Below are 21,671 nucleotides of genomic sequence, written 5' to 3' on the forward strand. Positions count from 1 at the left end.
ATTTCCCCCCGCCTCAGCCTTCACCACCGGCCACGCCGGGAACAGTCGCCGATCGGACGCACCGCCCGCTGATTCCAGACTCAGTGGCCGGCCGGAGAAACGGCCTGGCCACGCCACGCCTGGGCCGACGCGCCCGCCGCGCCGACGCGACCATCACGCCGGCGGGACAGCACGCCGGCGGGACAGCACGCCGAGCGGCACGGCCGGCCGGACGGCACACCAGCCGGGCGGGGCGCCGGGAGCGTCGGGTCAGGAGGCGCGCGGGGCCCGGGGGCGGCGGGGACGGCGGGGCCGCCCCGAGGTGCGGTGCGGCGCCCGGGCACCCTCGTCGGCGGCGCCGCCGGCCGATCGGCCACCACCCGACCGACCGCTACCCGGTCGACCGGCTGCGGAGCTGGCGGCGGCCTTCGGCGGGGGAGCTGCGATCGTCACCGGCACACCGGAGGGCTCCCGCGCGCCGGTCACCCGGGCCAGGGCCGCGTCGCCGGGACGCACCGTGACGGCCTCGGGGCGGATGCCGGCGGTCGCCATCAGCCGGGACACGTCCCGGCGCTGCTCGGGCAGGACCAGGGTGACCACCGTGCCGGACTCCCCCGCCCGGGCGGTACGCCCACCCCGGTGCAGGTAGTCCTTCGCCTCGGTGGGCGGGTCCACGTTGACCACCAGGTCCAGCCCGTCCACGTGGATGCCCCGGGCCGCCACGTCGGTGGCGACCAGCGCGGTCACCTGCCCGGTGCGGAACTGCTCCAGGATCCGGGTGCGCTGCGGCTGCGACTTGCCGCCGTGCAGCGCGGCCGCGCGTACCCCCTTGGCCAGCAACTGCCGGGCGACCCGGTCGGCGCGGTGCTTGGTGCCCATGAACAGGATGGTCCGGCCCTCACGGGCGGCGATCCAGGTCAACGCGGCCGGCTTGTCCGCCGCGTCGACGTGCAGCACGTGGTGGGTCATCGCGGCCACGGTGGCGGTGCCGGGGTCGACGGAGTGCGAGACCGGGTCGGCGAGGAAGCGACGGACCAGCTTGTCCACGCCGCCGTCGAGCGTGGCCGAGAAGAGCATCCGCTGCCCGTTCGGGGCGACCTGCTCCAGCAGCTTCGTCACCTGGGGCAGGAAGCCCATGTCGGCCATCTGGTCGGCCTCGTCGAGGACGGTGATGGCCACCTGGTCCAGCCGGGCGTCGCCACGGTTGATCAGGTCGTGCAGCCGCCCGGGAGTCGCCACGACCAGCTCGGCGCCCGCGCGCAGGGCGTCCGCCTGGCGTTGCAGCGACAGGCCGCCGACGACGGTGGCGCAGCGCAGGCCGACGGCCCGGGCGTACGGGTCGAGCGCGGTGGTGACCTGCTGGGCCAGCTCACGGGTCGGCACCAGCACCAGGGCCAGCGGGCGACCCGGACGGGCACGGCGGCCAGCGGTGCGGGACAGCAGCGGAAGCCCGAAGGCGAGCGTCTTACCGGAGCCGGTGCGGCCCCGGCCGAGCACGTCCCGGCCGGCCAGCGAGTCCGGCAGGGTCGCGGCCTGGATCGGGAACGGCTCGGTGATGCCCTGGGCGGCCAGCTCGGCGAGCAGCGCCGGGGCCAGCCCGGTATGGGCGAAGGAGGGAACGACGGTGGTCATGCGGAAGCCTTCCTCGACGGCGGCACGTGTCGAGGGAGGGCGCCGGAGGCGGCGCTGTCACCGGCGGAGAACCACGGGGTGACTCACAAGCACGAACCGAAAGGGGTACGGGGCCGGCCCGTCCGCGCCCGCCGCCCGCGTGAGCGGGTCGACGGTGGGACGGACCGGTCCCGTCACCACGCCCGGAAGGGCGCGGTGGGTGTCGCTGACGATCCGGAGATCAGAGCGGGCGGATGTTCTCCGCCTGCGGGCCCTTCTGGCCCTGGGTCACCTCGAACTCGACCCGCTGGTTCTCGTCCAGGCTCCGGTAGCCGGAGGTCTGGATCGCCGAGAAGTGGGCGAAGACGTCGGCGCCGCCGCCGTCCGGGGTGATGAAGCCGAAGCCCTTGTCAGCGTTGAACCACTTGACGGTGCCAATAGCCATTTGTTTCGTCTCCTTGACGGAACGCCGGACCCGCACCTGTTGCGGGCCCGAAGAGGAGCGCGCCACGCGGAACTGCCTGGCTCGCCTGTCGCTTCTGGTCGCCCCGCCCGGAGAACTCCGGACACAACAAAGAGCGCCTGGGGCCACAATCCTCCAGGCGCACACAGAGTCTCTGGGAACCATAACTGCAACCCGATCAACCTATCACGGAACCGCCGCAGGACCACCGTCTGCCGGAATTTCCGGCACGGAGGCGATCAGCGCGGTCAGCCCCGCCGCGTCGAGCAGGTCCGCCGGGCGGACCGTGACCCCGTCCCGCACGTAGTGGAACGCCGCGCCGACCAACTCCACCGGCACGCCCGCCAGCTCCGCCCAGGCCAGCCGGTAGACCGCGAGCTGCACGGCGGCCACGTCGGCGGCGGCACCGGTGGGCTGCCGGCCGGTCTTCCAGTCGACCACGTCGAACCGACCGCCCGGCCGGGCGAACACGGCGTCCATCCGCCCCCGGACCACCACCTGAGCGATCACGGTGGCGAAGGGCACCTCCACCTCGGCCGGCACCCGGTCGGCCCACTCGCTGGCCAGGAAGCGCTCCTGGAGTTCGGCCAGCGCCTCGTCGGGCGCCGCGTCCGCGTCGGCCGCACCGGGCAACTCGTCCAGGTCGAGCAGCCGGTCGGCGCCGAACCGCTGCTCCAGCCAGGTGTGGAAGGCGGTGCCCCGGCGGGCGTACGGATTGGGCTCGGTGGGCACCGGGCGGCGCAGCGCGCGGGCCAGCGCCGCCGGATCCCGGCGCAGCGCCACCAGCTGGGTCACCGAGAGCTGCCCCGGCAGCGTCACCTCGACCGCACCGGTCTGCCGGGTCAGCTCGGCCCGCTCGGCGAGCAGCAGGTCCGCCTCCCGCCGCCACCGCGCCACGTCCGGGTCGCCGGCCAGCGGGTCCCCGCCCGCGCCGGCGGTGTCGTCGCCGTCGGCCGGCGATCGGCCAGCCGGGTCCCGCTCGGTGAGGAAGCGGCGGACCAGGGCGGCCGCCTCGGCCAGCGCCGGTCGGCGGGCGCCCAGCGGGTCGGCCGGCCACTCGGCGCGGAGCACCACCTCGGTGGTCGGGTTGACCGCGTCGCCCGGCGGCTCCGGCGCCCACTCGTCGACCAGGTGCCCGGCGCGGGCGTCCAGGCAGGCGTCGTGCACCTCCCGCAGCAGCACGGACGGGCCGCGCGGCCGTTTGGTCCCCTCCCCCCACCAGTAGCCGGAGCAGAGCAGCAGCCGGCGGGGACGGGTCACCGCCACGTACGCGAGCCGGCGCTCCTCCCGCTCGTCGTGCGCCCGCCAGGCGTCGGTGAAGTCCTCCAGCGCCCGGGCCACCCCCCGCTGGTCCTCGGCCTCGGCGAGGCCCAGCTCGGGCAGCCCGTCGGCGTCGCCGCGCAGCGGGAACGGCAGCACGCCCAGCCCGCCGAGCCAGTGGTCGGAGTTGCGTACCGGGCCCGGCCAGACGCCCCGGCTCAGGCCGGCCACCGCGACCACGTCCCACTCCAGGCCCTTCGCGGCGTGCGCGGTGAGGATCTGCACCGCCCCCTCGACCACCTCCACCTCGCCGGGGGTGAGACCCCGCTCCTCGTCCTCGGCGGCGGCCAGGTAGGCCAGGAAACCCGACAGGGTCGCGCCCGGTGTCTCCCCGCTGAACCGGGCGGCGACGTCGCCGAGCGCGTCCAGGTGGCCCCGGGCCAGGCCGGCGTCCCCCGCCCCGTCCCGACCGGCCCGCACCGCCACCTCCACGTCCAGGCCGATCGTCCGCTCGATGTCCGCGATCAGCTCCGGCAGGGACTGGTCCAGCCGGTAACGCAACAGGCCCAGCTCCCGGGCGTACGCGCGCAGCCGCGCGTAGCCCTCCGCCGAGTACGCCTGGGCCGGGCCGAGGTCGGCCAGCGCCTCGACCAGGGTCGCCTCGTCGAGCAGGTCGGGGGTGATCTCGGGGGTGCCGTCGTCGGCGAGCTTGCGCCGGGCGGCGGCGAGGGCCTTCGCCCGGCGGTGCAGGGCCACCAGGTCACGCGGCCCGATCCGCCAGCGCGCCCCGGTCAGCAGCCGCAGCAGCGCGGCCCCGTCCGTCGGGTCGGCCAGCACCCGCAGCGTGCACACCACGTCCCGCGCCTCGGGGGTGTCCAGCAGGCCGCCCAGGCCGACCACCTCGACCGGCAGGCCGCGCTCGCGCAGGGCCGACTCGATCGCCGGGATCTGGCTGCGCAGCCGGACGAGCACGGCGGTCGTCGGCCGCAGCGGCACCGGGATGTGCTCGGGCAGGGCGCCGGGGGTCCCCGCCGCGCCCCGCCAGGCGTGCAGCACGCCGTCGGCGATCCAGTCGGCCTCGTCGGCGTACGTCCGCAGCAGCGCGCAGTGGACGGTGCCGCCGGCGGCGCCGCGGGCGCTGCGGTGCGGGATCGGGTCCTTGACGCTCATCGCCGCGTGCAGCTCGGGCACCCGGGCGCCGGCGGCCCGCAGCGGGGTGGCGAGGGCGTTGGCGACACCGAGGATCTCCGGCCGGTTACGCCAGCTCGTGGTGAGGCTGAGCACCTCGGCCGGCGTGCCGTCCGCCTGGGCGAAGTCGGTGGGGAAGCGGTCCAGGGTGCCGGCGCTCGCCCCGCGCCACCCGTAGATCGACTGGCACGGGTCGCCGACCGCCGTCACCGGGTGCCCGCCGCCGAAGAGCGCGTTGAGCAGCACGACCTGGGCGTGGCTCGTGTCCTGGTACTCGTCGAGCAGCACCACCCGGAAGCGGTCCCGCTCGATCTCGCCGACCCCGGGGTGGTCCCGGGCCACCCGGGCCGCCCGGGCGAGCTGGTCGGCGAAGTCCATCGCCTCGAAGTCCGCCTTGCGCCGGGCGTACGCGCGCACCAGCGGGAGCAGCTTCAGCCGGGTCTGCTGCAGTTGCAGCGCCTTGCGTACGTCGGCGTAGACCCGCCCGGGGCGCGACTGCACCTCGGCGAAGAACCGGCCCGTCCACCCGGCCAGCGCGTCCGGGTCGACCAGGTGCTCGTCCAGCTCGCCGGCGAGCGCCAGCACCGCGTCGGTGACGGTGCTCGGCATCCGGTCCACCTCGGACATGTCGCCGTCGTAGTTGCGCACCAGCAGGTCGACCAGTTGCCAGCGGGACGCCTCGGTGAGCAGCCGGGTGGACGGCTCGTAGCCGGCCCGCAGCCCGTGCTCGGTGACGATCCGGCCGGCGTACGAGTGGTAGGTGGAGACGGTCGGTTCCCCGGCCAGCGGATCGTCGAGCGGGTCGCGCCCCCGCCGCCCGAGCCGCCGCACCAGTTGGTCCAGCCGGGTACGCACCCGGTGCGCCAGCTCCCCGGCGGCCTTGCGGGTGAAGGTGAGCCCGAGCACCTGCTCCGGCCGCACGTACGAGTTGGCGACCAGCCACACCACCCGGGCGGCCATCGTCTCGGTCTTGCCCGACCCGGCGCCCGCGACCACCAGCATCGGCTGCACGGGTGCCGCGATGATCGCCGCCTGCTCCCGGGTCGGGGCGGGCAGCCGCAGCAGCCTGGCGAGCTCCACCGGGGTGTACCGGGGGCCGGCGTCGGCCGCCCGGGGCGCCGGGGTCGCGCTGCTGAAGAGAGCGGGCTGCGTCAAGTCTTCTCCGGGCGGTGGACGGTCGGCGGCTCGACCACCTGTCGCCCCTGCCCGGACACCGGGCAGCTCGTGCGCACCGGGCAGACCCGGCACTTCGAGTTGGCGACGGCGGCGAAGGTGGCGGCGGCCATCGTATCGGCGGTGCGCCGCACCAGCGCGGTCGCCCAGCCGGCCTCCGGGCCCTCCCCCGCCGGCGGCTGGCTCTGCTCCTTCGCGTCCTTCGCCCCGGTGCCGAGCTGCACCAGGGCCGCACCGCCCGACTCGTCACCGAAGTCGGCGAACCCGCCCGCCTCCACCGCCGCCTGGTAGGCACCGAGCTGCGGGTGCTCCGCGAGGTCGTGGGCCGTGACGGCGGTGGACTTGCCGGTCTTCAGGTCGATCACGACCAGCCGGCCGTCGGCGTCGACCTCCAGCCGGTCCACCCGACCGACCAGCTCGACCGGCCGGTGCGGATCGTCCAGGCGCACCGCGAACTCGTGCTCGATGGCCAGCAGCCGGCGCGGGTTCGCCGCCAGCCAGCGCAGCAACTTGTCGACCATCGCCTCGGCGCGACTGCGCTCCGGCCCGACCATCCAGCGGGCCGCCAACTCGATCGCGTCGAACCGGGCGGTGACGTAGTCCAGCAGCGCGCCCCGGTCCGCGCTGGCGTCCTCGGCGAGCATGGCCGCGGCGTGCACCAGGTTGCCGACGCCCTGGGCCGCGCTGGCCGGCGGGCTGCCGCCATGCCGCTCCAGCAGCCAGCGCAGGCTGCACCGCAGCGCGCTCTCCATCGCCGACGGGGTGACCCGGACCGGCTCGCCCTCGTCGATGAGCGGGCGGTCGTCGGAGAGCTGCCGCAGCCCCCACCAGTCGTCGGGGTGTGCGCCGACCACCCCGGCCGCCGCGAGCCGGGCCAGCTCGGCCGCCGCCGCCTGCCGCCGGGCGTAGGGCGCTGCCGGGTCGCCGACGACGGTACGCAGCTCCGCCACCAGCGCCGGCAGGGTCAGCGCCCGGGGCGGCCGGCTCACCGGCAACGCCCCCGGCCGGTCCGGCTCCTCCTCGCCCCCGACGGCCCCGGCACCGGAGTGCGGACGGCCGTCAGCCGAGGGCAGTCGGCCGTCCCCAGGCGGCCGAGGGCCGTCGCCCGAGTGTGGAGAGCCGTCAGCCGGCGGCGGAGGGCCGTCGCCCGAAGGTGGAGAGCCGTCAGCCGGCGGCGGAGGACCGTCGCCCGGTGGCGGGACGGCCGCACCCGGATCGGTCGGGTCGGTCGGGCCCAGTTCGTAGAGGAAGCGGCTCGGCTGCTCCTCGTGGTCGTCGCCGCCCACCGCGGCGGAGGCGACCGCGCTGACCAGCAGCCGCCGGCGGGCCCGGGTGACCGCCACGTGGAACAGCCGGCGCTCCTCGTCGAGCAGCGCCGAGGTCTGCCCGACCAGGGTGGCCACCGCGCCAGCGCCGGCCGCGCGGCCGGCGAGCACGTCGACCAGGCGTTCCGAACCGAGCAGGCTGCCGCGCAGCCGCAGGTCGGGCCAGACACCCTCCTGCACTCCGGCGACCGCCACGAGATCCCACTCCAACCCCTTCGCGGCGTGCGCGGTGAGCAGCCGCACCGCCGCGCCCCGGTCGGCGGCCGGGGCGAGGGTGTCGGCCGGCAGGTCCTGGCCGAGGACGTGGTCGAGGAAGACCTCCGTCCGCGCGCCGGGCAGCCGGTCGGTGAACCGGGCCGCCGCGTCGAAGAGCACCATCACCGCGTCGAGATCGCGGTCGGCGGCCTCGGCGCGGCGGCGCCGGGCCACGTCGCCCTCGCCGGCCACCGTCTGGCCACGGCCGGTGGCCGCGGACCACAACTCGGCGAGCCCGCTGGCCCGCCACACCGCCCAGAGCACGTCCTCCGCCGTGGCGCCGGGCCGGGCGGCGGTCTCCCGGGCGACGGCCAGCAGGCCGGCGACCGTCTGGGCCGGCTCGGCCCAGTGCCGCTCGATCCCGGCCAGCTCGGCCGGGTCGCGCAACGCCTCCACGATCAGCTCGCCCGAGGGCCGGCGGTCGCCGGCGGCCAACGCCAGGGCGCGCAGCCCCTGCCGCAGCCGCCGCTCGGCCAGCGGATCGGCGCCGCCGAGCGGCGAGTGCAGCAGGGCGACCGCGGCCTCCTCGTCGAGCCGCTCGGGCTCCAGCGCGCAGCGCAGCAGGAGCAGCAGCGGCGCGACCGCCGGTTGCAGGTGCAACGGCAGATCCTCGCCGTGCACGACGGTGGGCACCCCGGCGGCGTGCAGGGCGCGTTGCAGCGAGGGCAGTTGACGGCCGGTGGAGCGCACCAGCACCGCCATCTCCGACCAGGGCACACCGCCGAGCAGGTGCGCCTCGCGCAGCGCGTGCGCCAGCCAGGCCGCCTCGCTGGTGGCCGAGCGGAAGGTGCGTATCTCCACCGAGCCGGGCGGCGCGTCGGGCAGCGGGTGCAGCCGGCGGTGCGCCGCCGGGCCGCGCAGCCGCCGCGCCAACCGGCCGGACGCGGCGAGCAGCCGGGACCCGGCCCGGTAGGAGGTGGTCAGCACCAGCTGGGCCGCGGGTGCCCCCGAGGCGGTCCGGAACCGGTGCGGGAACGTCGTCACCCCCGCCGGGTCCGCGCCCCGGAAGGCGTACGTGGAGGAATCCGGATCGGCGAACGCCACCAGCGGTGCACCGCCGCCGGCCACGGTCGCGAGCAGGTCCTGCTGGGCGGGGTCGGTGTCGGCCAGTTCGTCGACGTAGACGTACGCCAGCCGCCGGCGCTCGGTCGCCAGCAGCTCGGGGTCGTCGAGCAGCATCCCGGTGGCGGCCCGGACCAGCTCCGCCGGGTCGTACGCGACCGAACCCCGGTTGCTGACGTCACGCAGGGCGAGCACCGCCACGTACTCCCGCAGGAAGCGCGCGGCGGCCGGCCAGTCGGCGCGGCCGAGCTTCTCGCCCAACCGCGCCAGCTCCACCGGGCCGACGCCCCGTTCGGCCGCGCGCATCAACAGGTCGCGCAGCTGTGCCGCGAAGGCCCGGGTGCGCAGCGCGGGGCGCAGGTCCTCCGGCCAGCCGACCGGGTCGTCGTCGGGCTCCTCGCCGACCACGTCGAGCAGCTCGCGGATGATCAGATCCTGCTCGGGGCCGGTGAGCAGCCGGGGGGACGGCTCGCCCCGCTCGGCCGCGGCCCGGCGCAGCAGGCCGAAGGCGTACGCCGGAAAGGTGCGCACCAACGGCTCGCGCAGCACGCGGTGCCCGTCTGCGGCGACGCGGGCCTCGATCCGCTGCCGGAGCGCGGTGGCGCCCCGGCGGCTGAAGGTGAGCACCAGGATCCGCTCCGGGTCGACGCCCTCGGCCACCCGCGCGGCGACTGCCTCGACCAGGGTGCTGGTCTTGCCCGTGCCGGGGCCGCCGAGCACCAGCATCGGCCCGTCGGTGTGCGCGATGATCTCCGCCTGATGCGGATCGCCCGACCACACCGCCCCCCGGCCAGCCGCACCCCCGCCGACCCCACCGACCCCGCCAACATTTCCGGCGGACCCGCCGACCCCACCATCGCCCCCGGCCGACCCGCCGGACCGGTGATCCCCCCTGACCACCTCGGCAGACCGGCGCACCAGCCGGTACGCCTGCATCCCTCCATCCCACCACGCCCCTACGACACCCAGACCCCGACACCCCGCCCCCACCGCGCCCCACACCACACCCCCGCCGCGATTCCCCCGCGATCTTGCACTTTCCGCCCCGATAAATCGCGCGAATCCGGCATCTCGGCGGCCGTAACTGCAAGATCGCGGGAGGGGCCGCACGGGAGGGCCACGGGAGGGAGGGAGGGAGGGTGGGGTCAGGTCAGGCGAAGGGTCAGGGCGTCCAGGGCGGCGGGGACCGTGTCGGTCACGGTGAGCAGGCCCAGGCCGGCCGGCTTGAGGAAGGTCTGGTCGGCCAGCGAGCCCAGCCAGTCGAGCACGGGGCGGTAGAAGCCGCCGGTGTCGACCAGCACCATCGGCTTCGCGTGCAGGGCCAGGGTGGCCGTGGTCCAGACCTCGAACAGCTCGTCGAGGGTGCCGATCCCGCCCGGCAGGGTGAGGAACGCGTCCGATTTGTCGATCATGACGGTCTTCCGGCTGGCCATCGAGTCGGTGATCAGCAACTCGTCCGAGGCGAGGTCGGCGACCTCCAGGTCGACAAGCGACTGCGGGATCACCCCGATCGTCCGGCCGCCGGCGGCCCGCGCCCCCTCCGCCAGCGCGCCCATCATGCCGACGCAGCCGCCGCCGCTGACCAGGGTGTGCCCGCGCCGGGCGATCTCCGCGCCCGTCTCGGCCGCGAGATCCAGCCAGCGCTGGTCGAGCGTACGCGAGGAGGCGCAGAACACGCAGATCGCCGCCACGTCAGCGCCCCCGGCTCTCGTCGCCCGCCGACCCCGCCTCGGCGGCGGCCCGCTGGTCGGCGGCGGTGTCGGCGACGGCCTCCTCGCGGATCGCCTCCTGCTCGGCGTTGAGGGCGGCCTCCGCCTCCACGATGTGCCGCACCGCCGCGTCGACGTCGTCGGTCACGCACATCAGCTCCAGGTCGACCGGCCCGATCTTGCCATCGGCGGCCATGGTGTCGCGCAGCCAGTCGAGCAGGCCGCTCCAGTACTCCGCCCCCATCAGCACCACGGGGAACCGGGTGACCTTGCCGGTCTGCACCAGGGTCAGCGCCTCGAAGAGCTCGTCCAGGGTGCCGAACCCGCCGGGCAGCACGACGAACGCCTGGGCGTACTTGACGAACATGGTCTTGCGGGCGAAGAAGTAGCGGAAGTCGATGGCCAGGTCGACCCAGTCGTTGAGGCCCTGCTCGAAGGGAAGCTCGATGCCGAGGCCGACCGACAGGCCGCCCGCCTCACTGGCGCCCCGGTTGGCCGCCTCCATCACGCCCGGCCCACCGCCGGTGATCACCGCGTAGCCCGCCCGGGCCAGGGCCGCGCCCAACGCCTCGGCCAACTGGCACTCGGGGCTCTCGGGCCGGCTGCGCGCGGAACCGAACACGCTGACCGCCGGAGGCAGGTCGGCGAGGGTGTCGAAGCCCTCGACGAACTCGGAGAGGATACGCAGCGCCCGCCAGGCGTCCTTGGTCTTCCAGTCGCCCCGCCCCCGTGAATCGAGCAGGTGCTGGTCGGCCGTGCTGCTCGTGATGGCCTGGCGGCGTAGCGTCACGGCCCCCCGGTGCCGTTCGCGTCCCGGCTCGCGGCCGGCCTCCCGTCCGTTGCTCTGACCCATGGGAGCAACCGTAGTGGAGCGACACCCGCCGGGTGCGGCCACCGGGAGCCGGCCGGCCCCGATCGCCGGGCGGTGTGACCAGCCCGGAAATTATTTCTGGATCTTGGGCAACTAATTCGGTCGCCCGGACGTCTTACTATTCACATACCGGGTATGCCCCGGCGCGCGCCTTCGGGGGAGGAGCCAGCGTGATCAGCAACAGCGAGATGATCCGGATCCGGCGGCAGATGCAACGCCGGATCCGCGACGTGGTGGCCGAGCGCCGCCGCGCCCGACTGATGGAGCCGTCCGCCGACCAGAGCGACCAGACCGACGCCCGGCCCACCGCCGACGCGTCCGCCACCGTCTGACCGCCAGCACCGCGACCGGGAGGTCCGCGTCGTCCGACGCGGACCTCCCGCCGCTGCGGGTGCAGGAGGAGCCGGTCGACGCCGCCCCCGTCGCCCGGCCCGGCGGCGTCAGGCCGAGGCGAGCCAGCGGTGCAGGGTGGCGGCGCCGTCCCTGATCTTGCTGATCTCGACGTGCTCGTCAGGGTGGTGGGCCAGGTTGGGATCGCCGGGGCCGAAGTTCAGCGCCGGGACACCCATCGCCGCGAACCGGGCCACGTCAGTCCAACCCAGCTTGCCGATCGGCGCGGCACCGACCGCCGCGAGGAACTCCCGGGCCGGGGCCGCCTCCAGACCAGGCAGGGCACCGGCGGCCGAATCCGTGACCCGCACCTCGAAGCCGGCGAAGACCTCCCGCAGGTGCGCCTCGGCCTCGGCCGGGGTCCGGTCCGGCGCGAACCGGTAGTTGACCTCGATCTCGCACCGGTCGGGCACCACGTTGCCGGCCACGCCGCCGTGGATACGGACCGCGTTCATCCCCTCCCGGTAGTCGCAGCCGTCGATGGTGACCCGCCGCGCCTCGTACCGCCTCAGCCGGTCGAGCACCTCGCCCGCGCCGTGGATCGCGTTCACCCCGTGCCACGAGCGGGCCGAGTGGGCGCGTACGCCGGTGGTGGTGACGATCGACCGCATGGTGCCCTGGCAGCCCGCCTCGACGATGCCGTGCGTCGGTTCCAGCAGCAGCGCGAAGTCCGCCTCCAGCCACTCCGGGTGCGCCTCGCCGACCAGGAAGAGGCCGTTGTACTTCGACTCGATCTCCTCGGCCTCGTAGAAGAAGTACGTCACGTCGTAGCGGGGCTGCGGCAGGGTAACCGCCAGGTGCAGCGCGAAGGCCACCCCGGACTTCATGTCCGACGTGCCGCAGCCGTACATCAGGTCGCCGCGCATGGACGACGGGAAATTGTTGTTCAGCGGCACGGTGTCCAGGTGGCCGGCGAGCACGACCCGCTGGTCGCGGCCCAGGTCGGTGCGCGCCATCACCGTGTTGCCGTGCCGGTGGGTGGTCAGGTGCGGCACGTCCCGCAACACCTGCTCCACGCAGTCGGCGATCGCCTTCTCGTCGAGGGACACGGACTCTATGTCGACCAGCGCACGGGTCAGCGCCACCGGATCGGCCAGGACCTCGGGGGTCAGCGGGTTCTCCATGGTTCGCACGGTACCGTCAGGTCGGGCGCGCGAGGAGCGAGCGCTACCGGGCGGCCGGCGTGGGACGTGGTCGCGCGGGGCGCGGCGGAACCCGGGGCCCGGCAGCCACGAACGAGAGGTGAATCAGTGACGTCCGAATCCGCCTGGGGCATCGGCCTGGCCACCGTGACCGCTGACGACCAGGTGCTCGACACCTGGTACCCGACCGGCAAGCTGGGGCTCGGCGAGCTGCCGCTGGTCGCCGGGGAGGACGAGGCGGACGTGCTGGACCTGCCGCCGGGAGCGGTCGGCGACCGGGCGCTGCCCGGGCTGCGTACCGTCCAGGTGGTCACCGTGATCGGCTCGCTGGACGACCCGATCAAGGACGCGGCCGACGCGTACCTGCGGCTGCACCTGCTCTCCCACCGCCTGGTGCGCCCCAACGAGCTCAACCTCGACGGCGTCTTCGGCAAGCTGGCGAACGTAGCCTGGACCTCCGCCGGGCCGTGCCCGCCGGAGCGGGTGGACGAGCTGCGGGTCATCGAGCGGGCCGCCGGCCGTCACCTGGCCGTCTACGGCGTGGACAAGTTCCCCCGGATGACCGACTACGTGGTGCCCTCAGGCGTGCGGATCGCCGACGCCGACCGGGTGCGGCTCGGCGCGCACCTGGCCGCCGGCACCACCGTGATGCACGAGGGCTTCGTCAACTTCAACGCCGGCACGCTCGGCACCTCGATGGTCGAGGGCCGGATCGTGCAGGGCGTGCTGGTCGGCGACGGCTCCGACATCGGCGGCGGCGCCTCCATCATGGGCACCCTCTCCGGGGGCGGCACCGAGCGGGTGCGCATCGGCGAGCGGAGCCTGATCGGCGCGAACGCCGGTGTCGGGATCTCCCTCGGCGACGACTGCGTCGTCGAGGCCGGGTGCTACATCACCGCCGCGTCGAAGATCACCCTGCCGGACGGCCGGGTGGTCAAGGCCCGCGAGCTCTCCGGGGTCGACGGCCTGCTGTTCTGGCGCAACTCGGTCACCGGGGCGCTGGAGGCGAAGCAGCGCGCCGGCCGGGGCATCGAGCTGAACGCCGCCCTGCACGCCAACGACTGACGGCCGCCCCGCCGGGCCCGCGATCGGTCGCGGGCCCGGCGGGGGTACGCCTCACCGCAGGCGGTACGCCTGGATGACGCGCTGGGTGACCGTGTTGCCGGCGGTGTCCCGGGCGGTGGCCCGCAGCGAGACGTGTCCGGCGCCGGTCGGATGCGCGACGGTGGCCGTCCAGCCGTCCCCGCCGGGCCGGACCCGGGCCCGCTGCCAGGTCTTCCCGCCGTCGTAGGACGCGTCGACGGTCAACGCGGCGACCCGGGCCGAGGGCGCGCCCGGCTGCCGCTGCACCTGCACCGGAATCACGAAGCTCCGGCCGGCCGGGGCGGCGTTGTCCGCGTCCAACCGGGGCGCGAACCGGATCACCGACGCCGGCAGCGCGGCCGGATCGTCGCCCGCGACGTGCCGGGACCGGAACGTCCACGTCGCCGCGACCTCGGTGGCGAGGTCGGTGAAGCTCCGCTTCGACAGCACCTCCAGCCGGTAGTCGGCCGCGCCCGGCGGCACGTCGAACCCGCCGTACGCCGGCTCGGGCACCTCGCCGACCAGCGCCCCGTTGCGGTAGAGGGCGGTGCGGGCGGTGTCGTAGACCGAGCCGCCCGGGTGGCCCTCGGCGTCGCTGTGCAGTGGCAGGCCGACCTCGATGCGGTCGCCCTGGCGGACGATTCCCGCCTCCGGGAACGACGGCCCGTACGGCGCGGTGTTCCAGCTCTCCCGGTAGTGCCGCCCGGGACGCAGGCTCCGCTCCTCGGCGGACAGGACCGCCTTGAGGTCGGGCCAACCGTCCGGGTTCGGCACCCCGAACTCCAGCTCGGACGACCAGCGCACGCCCCCGGTGTTGTAGTGCTCGACCCGCCGCCCCGGCGTCGCGGTGGGCAGGCCGACCGCCCAGCCGCCGAAGTCGGGCTCCCGGTGCGGGAAGACGAGACGCATGGCTTCCAGGCCGGCGCTGCCGCCGTTGAACGTGTGGGTGACGGTGGCCAGGTCCTTCGCGCGGTAGTGCCGGACGAAGCCGGTCGGCGTCCGGCCGGGCACCGCCTCGTTGAGCGCGTAGAGGTAGGGGCTGCTCGCTGCCTCCGTGTCGGCCCACTGGCTGCTGACACTGGCGCCGAACCAGTCCCCGGAAACCGCCCGGCCGAGCCCGGCGCTGTGGAGGCCGGTGAAGTTGTCGGACAGCAGGCTGAAGCCGTAGCCGCCCTCGTCGATGCTGAAGTTCGCCTCGATGACGGCGAGCGCCGGGGTGGCCGAACGCTGCGGGACGGTCATCCGGACCGGCCTGCCCTGCCGGGCGTCGAGGGTGACCCGGGTGTCCCCGGCGACGACCAGCTCCGGCTGGACGAGCTGGGTGGCCGCGACGAACTCCTCGCCGTCCAGGTCGTAGACGGTGCTGACCAGGCCGTAGCGGCCCTTGGGCAGCCGCACCTCGATGGTGCCGTCCGGGTCGTACAGGTGGTGGCTGCCGAACGCCCCCAGCGAGACCAGCGAGGTGTTGTACGTGCTGGCGGTCGCGCCCGTCCGGGTCAGGTGCCGGGCGGTCACGGTGTAGCTCTCCACCTCCCGGTGCACGGCCAGCGGGGTGACCGCCACAGTCGCGCCGGAGCGGGCGGCGATCCGGCCGGTGTAGTTGCCGTCCGGGCCGTCGACGCGGGTGTCGGCGGTGAGGGTGGTGCTCGCCGTGCCGCCCGCCGGCACGCTGATCCGGGTCGCGCCGAGGGTGAACGCGCCGGCCGGGGCCGGCTGGCCGTCGGGGCCGGTCGCCTCGACGGACAGGTCCAGGGTGACCGCGGCGGAGCCGTCGTTGCGCCAGGTCACCGTGCGGGTGATCGGGGCGTCGTCGTCGTGCGGCCAGAGCGCCCGGCCGAACGAGACGCTCGGCGGGTCGCTCGTCACCGACTGGGTGACCGCCCGGGCCACGTCGACCCGCCCGGCCCCCTGCTCGTACGCGGTCAGCTCCGGGTGCGGCTTCGCCGAGGCCATCAGGGTGGACTTGAGCTGGCCGGCCGTCCAGCCGGTGTGCTGCTGGGCGAGCAACGCCACCGCGCCGGTGACGTGCGGGGCCGCCATCGAGGTGCCGGAGAGTGCGACGTAGCCGTCCCCCGCCGGTTCGCCGATCGTCCCGGTCCGGCTGCGGGCCGCGACGATGTCCACGCCCGGCGCGGTGATGTCGGGCTTGAGCCCGTCGTCGCCGACCCGGGGCCCCCGGCTGGAGAAGTCGGCGAGGTTGTCGTCCCGGTCGACTGCGCCCACCGAGAGGGCGGCGTCGGCGGTGCTGGGGGAACTGACCGGGTCGTACCGGCCGGAGTTGCCGGCGCTGATCACGAAGAGGGCGCCGGTCTGCGCGGTCAGGGTGTTGACGGCCTCCTCCAGCGGGTCGACCTCCGGGGTGTCCCCGCCGCCGAGGCTCATGTTGATCACGTCTGCCCGCTGCTCGACCGCGGCCCACTGCATGCCGGCCAGGATCGCCGACTCGGGGCAGCCGTACGTCTCGCAGACCTTGCCGTCGAGCAGCGTCGCGTCCGGGGCCACGCCCCGGTGCCGGCCGCCGGAGGCGGCGCCGCTGCCGGCGATGATCGAGGCGACGTGGGTGCCGTGCCCGACCGTGTCGGCTGCGGGATCCTCGGTGAAGTTGTGCGCCTGCGCCACCCGGCCGGTCAGGTCGGGGTGCTCGGCGTCGACGCCGGTGTCCAGCACGGCGACCCGCACGCCCCGGCCGGTGAAGCCGGCCCGGTGCGCCTCCGGCGCACCGATCTGCGGCACGCTGCGGTCGAGGGTGAGCTGCCGCCGCCCGTCGAGCCAGATCCGGTCGGCGCCCCCTGCCGCGCCGACCCGCCCGCCGGAGGCGGTGACCGCCGCCCAGACCTCGGCGGCCCGCTGCTTGCTCGCCGTGGCGGCGAACCCGCCGACGGCGGGCAGCTCGCGGGTGACCGTCACCCCGCCGGGAACGGCCGAACGCCGGGCCGCGCCGTCCTCGCCGGTGATCAGCAGGGGCAGGTTGTCGCGGTGGGCGTCGTCGTAGCCGGCGGCGATCAGTTCGGTGACGTCGAACAGCCGCCGGTCGACCCGCCCGTCCCGGATCGGCGCCACGGCGTCCTGGGGGACGACCGAGAGGTGGCCGTCCTCCCGCCGGGCCTCGAAGCGCACGCCCGCACGCCCCGGTGCGGGGCGCACGCTGGCCCCGGAGCCGGTGACGGTGACCTGGTCACCGGTGAGCAGGGTGACGGTGGCCGGGCTGCTGCCGGCCGCTCCGGGCCGGGACGGCGCGGCCGGAACGGCGGCCGGACCGGGGCGGGCGGACGGGTCGGCGGGCGCCTGGGCGACCGCCGTTCCGGGGGTGCCGAGCGCCAGGCCGAGCACCAGACCGAAACCGATCAGTTTCCTTCTTCGCTGCAACGGATCCTCCTCGCTGGACGTTACTTCCTGTGAAGAGACACACATTGACGGTCACCATAGTTACATACCGGGTATGCATAATAAAGACGCAAAGATGACGGACCGACCAACGAACAGGGCCCTCCATAGGGGATGATCGGCCGGTGACCTCCATGAAGGAACGCATGCTGGCCGGTGAGCCCTACATCGCCGACGACCCGGAGATCGCCGCCGACGTCGACCGGGCGACGCGACTGATGGAACGCTTCAACACCAGCCCGGCCGCCGACCCCGCGGCCCGGCTCGCGGCCCTGCGCGACCTGCTCGGTGAGGTGGGCGAGGGCGCCTGGGTCCGGCCTCCGCTCTACATCGACTACGGCTGGCAGGTGCGGATCGGGCCGCGCACCTTCGTCAACTTCAACGCGGTCTTCCTCGACGTCGCCACGATCACCATCGGCGCCGACGTCCAGATCGGACCCAACGTCCAACTACTCACCCCCACCCACCCCGTCGAGCCCGGGCCGCGCCGCGACAAGTGGGAGGCGGCCAAGCCGATCACCATCGGCGACAACGTCTGGCTCGGCGGCGGCGCGATCGTGCTCGCCGGCGTCACCATCGGGGAGAACACCGTCGTCGGCGCGGGCGCCGTGGTGACGAAGGACCTGCCGGCCAACGTCGTCGCCGTGGGCAACCCGGCCCGCGTCGTACGCCGGCTCGACTGACCCATCAAGCCCACCACCTGCACAAACACCCTCCCGAGACTGGCACCGGAGCCCCACTGCAGGCACTGTGGGTGGTGACGTCGTCACCGGGAGGCGGCCATGCTCGGTCGGGTGCTCGAACTACGCGTACACGGGGTCTCCAACACGCCCCCCGGGCAGATCCTCGGCCTGCGCCCGACGCCGGGGGCCGACGCTCCCCCGCCGTGGCTCGTCGCGGGCGGCCCCGTCACCGGCTTCTACCGCGCCCCGGCCGAGGCGCCGTGTCCGGCCGCGCCGCCTCGGGCCGAGGCGCCGGGCACGGCCGGCGAGCCGGACGCCCCGGTCGTCGTCGAGGCGTACAGCTGGGGGCAGTTGACCTCCGGGGCGCGGACCACGCGGGACGTGGAGCGGGCGCTGTGGACGCTGCTGCTGCCGTTCACCCTCGCCAACGTCGCGCTGCACGCCCGACCGTCCGTCCCGGCCGACCCCGACACCGAACGCTGGCGCAGCAGGTCGGGGATCACCGCCTGGCTGATCCGGCTGTTCTGCCTGAGCCTCACCGGCACGCTGGCGCTCACCCTCGCCGGCGTCGGGGTCGACCTGGTGGGCTGGCAGTGCGTCGACACCGACTGCCTGCGCCGGATCCCCGGCCCCTGGGAGTTCCTGGGGCGGGGCTGGTGGAGCGAGGGCACCCGGGCACTGGCCGTCGGCCTGGTCGTGCCGCTCGGCGCGCTGGCCCTGCTCGGGCTGGTGAGCTGGCGCAGCTACCAGTACGAGGCACAGCTACCCGCCGAGCCGCCGCCCTCGCCGGGCGGCCCGGTGCCGGCCGGGGCACCGACGGACGGTTCGGCGCAGTCCGCCCCCGCGCCGCCGGGCAACCCGTTGCAGGGCCGCACGTTCTGGGGCGGGGAGGGCCAGTTGAGGCGGGCGGCCGTGCTGCACCTGTGCACCGGCGTGGTGGTCGCCGCCGCCGTACCGCTGGGCGCGGTCCTCGCCACGGACCCACCCCTCGGCGTACGGGCGGCCGTCGCCTGGCCCGCCACGGCGGCCCTCGCCGCCGTGCTGCTGATCGCGGTGCTGGCGGTCGGCCGGCCGTGGCTGACCCGGCGCGCGGGGGCCAGCCCGCTCGGCAACACCAGCGTCGTGGTCGCCCTGCTCACCGGCATCGGGTTGGCCGGTACGGTGCTGATCCTGCTGCTACCCGAAGGCACCTCGCTGGCCCACCTGCGCCCCGGTTCCGGCTGCGCGGACGCGTCGGCCTGCCCCGCCGACCTGTCGCTGCCCGGCTTCGACCGGATCGTCGCCTGGCTGGGCACCGGGCAGGTGTTCCTGCTGATCGCGATCGGCTCGGTCGCCCGGTCCGGCCGCCGGGCGCTGGCCGCTCCGGCGGCGGCCGCCGTGCTGCTGGTCGTCGGCGTCGCCTGGACCGGCGGCCGGCTGCCCGGGGTGCCGTACCCGCCCGGGCCGCTGGAGGCCTGGATGCTCGCCGTCCCGGCCGTCGCCCTCGCCGCGACCGGCCTGCTGCTGCCGCGCGTCCCGGCGACCGAGCGGCAGCCCCGGGACCCGCACACCGGGCTGGCCTGGGGCGGTCGGGCCCCGGCACTCATCGCCGGGTTCGGCTGGCTCTTCTCCGTCTCCTACAGCGCCGGCCTGCTCTACTGGGTCGCCGACCGGCTGAACGGCGGCACGGTGCCGGACGGGCGCTCCCCCGTCGTACCCCCGGTTCCGGTGATGTGGGCGGGGCTCGCCTTCGCCGCGGCCCTGCTCGCGCTCGTCGCCACGGCCACCCGGGCGGGCCTGCTCTTCCTCCGCCTCCGCCGGCACGAGTACGCGAAGCTGGCATCGCCGGGCGGCCGGCTCTCCTCGCACGACCTGCGGCGCTGCCGGGACGTCAGCACCTGGCGGGCGCTGCACCGGCTGGTCGGCGAGCACACCGTACGGCTGGTCGGCGGCTACGCCGTCACGATGGCGGTGCTGGTGGCCCTCGGCTGCGCCGCCGTGCTCTCCCGCGACCGGCCGCACCCGCCGGTGGCGACCGGCGGCGCGGCGGTGATCGAGTGGCTCACCGAGACGGGCGACCGGACGCTGGGCCTGCTGCCGGTGCTGGTCGGCACCGTGGGCCTGCTGGTCTACCGCAACGACCTCGTCCGCCGCTCGGTCGGCGTGGTCTGGGACGTCGGCACCTTCTGGCCCCGGACCGCGCACCCGCTGGCCCCGCCCAGTTACGCCGAGCGGGCCGTGCCCGAGTTGCAGACCCGCACCGCCGGGCTGCTGGCGCTCGCCGAACACGACCCCCGGGCCGTGGACGGGATCATCCTCTCCGGGCACAGCCAGGGGACGGTGATCTGCGCGGCGGTGCTCCTCCAACTCCCGGCCCGGGTCCGCCGACGGATCTGGTTCTTCTCCTACGGCTGCCAGCTGACCCGGCTCTACGGGCGGGTCTTCCCCGGATACTTCGGGCCGGACCGGCTGCCGGCGCTGGCCGAGGCGCTGACCACCCCCGGCGACCGGACCCGCTGGACCAACTTCTGGCGGGACACCGACCCGCTCGGCTGGCCGGTGACGGCGGTGGAACGGGACGTCGCCGTCCGCGACCCGGAGGCGCTGCACCCCGGTGACGGCGAGGTGGCCGACCCTCCGATCCGCAACCACAGCGGCTACCCGGAGGCGCCCGAGTTCCACCAGGAGCGCTCGCGGGTGGCCCGGTTGCTGCGGCAGAGCGTGCCGGCGCCCCGGCGCGGAACCGGCTGACCCGCGCGCCGCATGGGCTGTCAGGAGGGGGCTTTTCCTGACAGCTCGGTCAGCCCGCCTCGACCGGCGGTGGCTCGGCGAGCCGGACGACCAGGTCGGCGCGGTGCGCGGTGCCGGCCACCAGGATGGCGTTGGTCTCGTCGCTGCCCGTCGCCCACGCCCGGGCCTGCTCCGCCGACCGCCCGTAGGCCTCGTGCCGGGCCGTCAGCCGGCGCCGCCGAAGCTCGGCGTCGAGGTCGAGGAACCACACCTCGTGCAGGAGCTGCCGCACCTCGTCCCAGGGCGGCTCGGACATCAGCAGGTAGTTGCCCTCGGTGACCACCAGCCGCACCGACGGCGGCACCTCGATCGAGCCGGCCACCGGTTCCTCCAGGTCCCGGTGGAAGGCCGGAGCGTATACCGCCGTCGGCTCCAGCCGGCGCAGGCGGCGCAGGATCGAGACGTACCCGTTGGCGTCGAAGGTGTCCATGGCACCCTTGCGCTCCACCCGGCGCAGGCGGCGCAGCTCGGCCTGGGCCAGGTGGAAGCCGTCCATCGGCACCAGCCGGGCGGCGGGACCGACCGCCTCGACGATCCGTTCCGCCAGCGTGGACTTTCCCGCCCCGGGCGGCCCGGCGATGCCGAGCAGTTGCCGGGGGCCGGCCTCGGCGAGGGCCCGGGCCCGCGCCACCAAATCGTCGGTCCCGACGACCCGGGCGGCCACCATCAGCCGAGGACCGGCTCGCTGATCGCGAACCGTGCCCGCACCGCTGCGTGCACGGTCTGCGGCTGCGGGTCGAGGGCCAGCTCCGGCGTGCCGCCCTCGGCGCCACCGCCTGCCGCGAATGCCATCCGGCTCATCATCGGCTGCTCCGCCGCGCCCTCGTCGGCCAGCTCGATCAGGGCGGTCACCCGGGCGCCGAGTGCCTCCGCGTACTCGCGGGCACGCAGCAGCGCGTCGGCGATCGCGGCGTGCCGGGCCTCCCGGTGGGCCGGGCTGCCCGGCCGCAACGACCACCACGGCCCGGCCACCTCGACCTGGTCCTGGTCGGCCAGGCGCAGCATCAACTCGCCGAGCGCGGTGAAGTCGCTGACCGTCACGGTCGTGGTCACGCTGCCGTGGTACGCCACCACCCGCTCGCCGGAGCGCCGCGTCTCGGGCCAGACCCGCAACTCGCCGGTCTCCCGCCGCTCGATGCCGGGATCCTCGGCGTCGAGCAGCACCCGGACGGCGGCGGCCCGCTCGGCGAGCCGGGTCAGGGTGGCCTCCCGGTCGCGGTCGCGGGCCGTGGCGGTCACCGTGAACCGGGCGAGCTCCGGAGCGACCTCCTGGTACGCCTCACCGCGCACCGCCACCACCGGCCCGTCCACCATGCCCTCACCC

The 21,671-nt window shown here is 75.3% G+C and carries 14 protein-coding genes; 4 read left to right on the forward strand and 10 right to left on the reverse strand.

The features are described from left to right. Positions 1-249 precede the first annotated feature (249 nt). The 6 genes from ABZ809_RS17595 to ABZ809_RS17620 form a co-directional block, all read right to left on the reverse strand. A complete protein-coding gene (locus ABZ809_RS17595) occupies positions 250-1,611 on the reverse strand; it encodes a DEAD/DEAH box helicase (protein ID WP_357563549.1) in 1,362 nt (453 codons plus the stop codon). A 220-nt stretch (positions 1,612-1,831) separates the two neighbouring features. Beyond that, positions 1,832-2,035 (reverse strand): cold-shock protein, encoded by a 204-nt coding sequence (locus tag ABZ809_RS17600; protein ID WP_067374184.1) that lies wholly within the window; start codon positions 2,033-2,035, stop codon positions 1,832-1,834. 204 nt (positions 2,036-2,239) lie between these two features. Then, complete coding sequence (locus ABZ809_RS17605) at positions 2,240-5,656, reverse strand: ATP-dependent DNA helicase (protein WP_357563550.1); 3,417 nt, start codon at positions 5,654-5,656, stop codon at positions 2,240-2,242. Further along, entirely contained in the window at positions 5,653-9,252 is a 3,600-nt protein-coding gene (locus ABZ809_RS17610; protein ID WP_357563551.1) for an ATP-dependent DNA helicase, read from the reverse strand. The genes ABZ809_RS17605 and ABZ809_RS17610 overlap by 4 nt, the downstream gene beginning before the upstream one ends. Before the next feature lie 209 nt (positions 9,253-9,461). Continuing rightward, complete coding sequence (locus ABZ809_RS17615; protein WP_357563552.1) at positions 9,462-10,007, reverse strand: TIGR00730 family Rossman fold protein; 546 nt, start codon at positions 10,005-10,007, stop codon at positions 9,462-9,464. A 1-nt stretch (position 10,008) separates the two neighbouring features. Continuing rightward, positions 10,009-10,878 carry a TIGR00730 family Rossman fold protein gene (locus ABZ809_RS17620; RefSeq protein WP_357563553.1) on the reverse strand — a complete coding sequence of 290 codons (870 nt, stop codon included), beginning with the start codon at positions 10,876-10,878 and terminating at the stop codon, positions 10,009-10,011. A gap of 188 nt (positions 10,879-11,066) precedes the next feature. Here ABZ809_RS17620 and ABZ809_RS17625 point away from each other — a divergent pair, with 188 nt between their 5' ends. Beyond that, a complete protein-coding gene (locus ABZ809_RS17625; RefSeq protein ID WP_357563554.1) occupies positions 11,067-11,228 on the forward strand; it encodes a hypothetical protein in 162 nt (53 codons plus the stop codon). 108 nt (positions 11,229-11,336) lie between these two features. Here ABZ809_RS17625 and dapE read toward each other — a convergent pair whose 3' ends face one another. Further along, complete coding sequence (gene dapE, locus ABZ809_RS17630) at positions 11,337-12,410, reverse strand: succinyl-diaminopimelate desuccinylase (protein WP_357563555.1); 1,074 nt, start codon at positions 12,408-12,410, stop codon at positions 11,337-11,339. Positions 12,411-12,536: 126 nt separating this feature from the next. On the opposite strand from dapE, the gene dapD reads away from it, so the two are divergent. Beyond that, positions 12,537-13,493 (forward strand): 2,3,4,5-tetrahydropyridine-2,6-dicarboxylate N-succinyltransferase, encoded by a 957-nt coding sequence (gene dapD, locus ABZ809_RS17635; RefSeq protein ID WP_357563556.1) that lies wholly within the window; start codon positions 12,537-12,539, stop codon positions 13,491-13,493. Positions 13,494-13,544: 51 nt separating this feature from the next. On the opposite strand, the gene ABZ809_RS17640 is transcribed toward dapD, so the two are convergent. Beyond that, the gene (locus tag ABZ809_RS17640) at positions 13,545-16,877 is read right to left on the reverse strand and encodes a S8 family serine peptidase (RefSeq protein WP_357563557.1); all 3,333 of its coding nucleotides are present in this window, start codon (positions 16,875-16,877) and stop codon (positions 13,545-13,547) included. Between the two features lie 143 nt (positions 16,878-17,020). Here ABZ809_RS17640 and ABZ809_RS17645 point away from each other — a divergent pair, with 143 nt between their 5' ends. Further along, on the forward strand, positions 17,021-17,578 hold the full coding sequence (locus ABZ809_RS17645) for a sugar O-acetyltransferase (RefSeq protein ID WP_357563558.1): 558 nt from the start codon (positions 17,021-17,023) through the stop codon (positions 17,576-17,578). Positions 17,579-17,677: 99 nt separating this feature from the next. Beyond that, positions 17,678-20,308, forward strand: coding sequence for a hypothetical protein (locus tag ABZ809_RS17650; RefSeq protein WP_357563559.1), 2,631 nt, complete (start codon positions 17,678-17,680; stop codon positions 20,306-20,308). Positions 20,309-20,357: 49 nt separating this feature from the next. On the opposite strand, the gene ABZ809_RS17655 is transcribed toward ABZ809_RS17650, so the two are convergent. Both ABZ809_RS17655 and ABZ809_RS17660 read right to left on the reverse strand, forming a co-directional pair. Further along, positions 20,358-21,014, reverse strand: a complete 657-nt coding sequence (locus ABZ809_RS17655; protein WP_357563560.1) for a nucleoside/nucleotide kinase family protein — start codon at positions 21,012-21,014, stop codon at positions 20,358-20,360. Beyond that, on the reverse strand, positions 21,014-21,661 hold the full coding sequence (locus tag ABZ809_RS17660; RefSeq protein ID WP_357563561.1) for an SIMPL domain-containing protein: 648 nt from the start codon (positions 21,659-21,661) through the stop codon (positions 21,014-21,016). Before ABZ809_RS17660 ends, ABZ809_RS17655 begins: the two co-directional genes overlap by 1 nt. Positions 21,662-21,671 lie beyond the last annotated feature (10 nt).

The organism is Micromonospora sp. NPDC047074, from assembly GCF_040643815.1.
Classification (GTDB): Bacteria; Actinomycetota; Actinomycetes; order Mycobacteriales; family Micromonosporaceae; genus Micromonospora.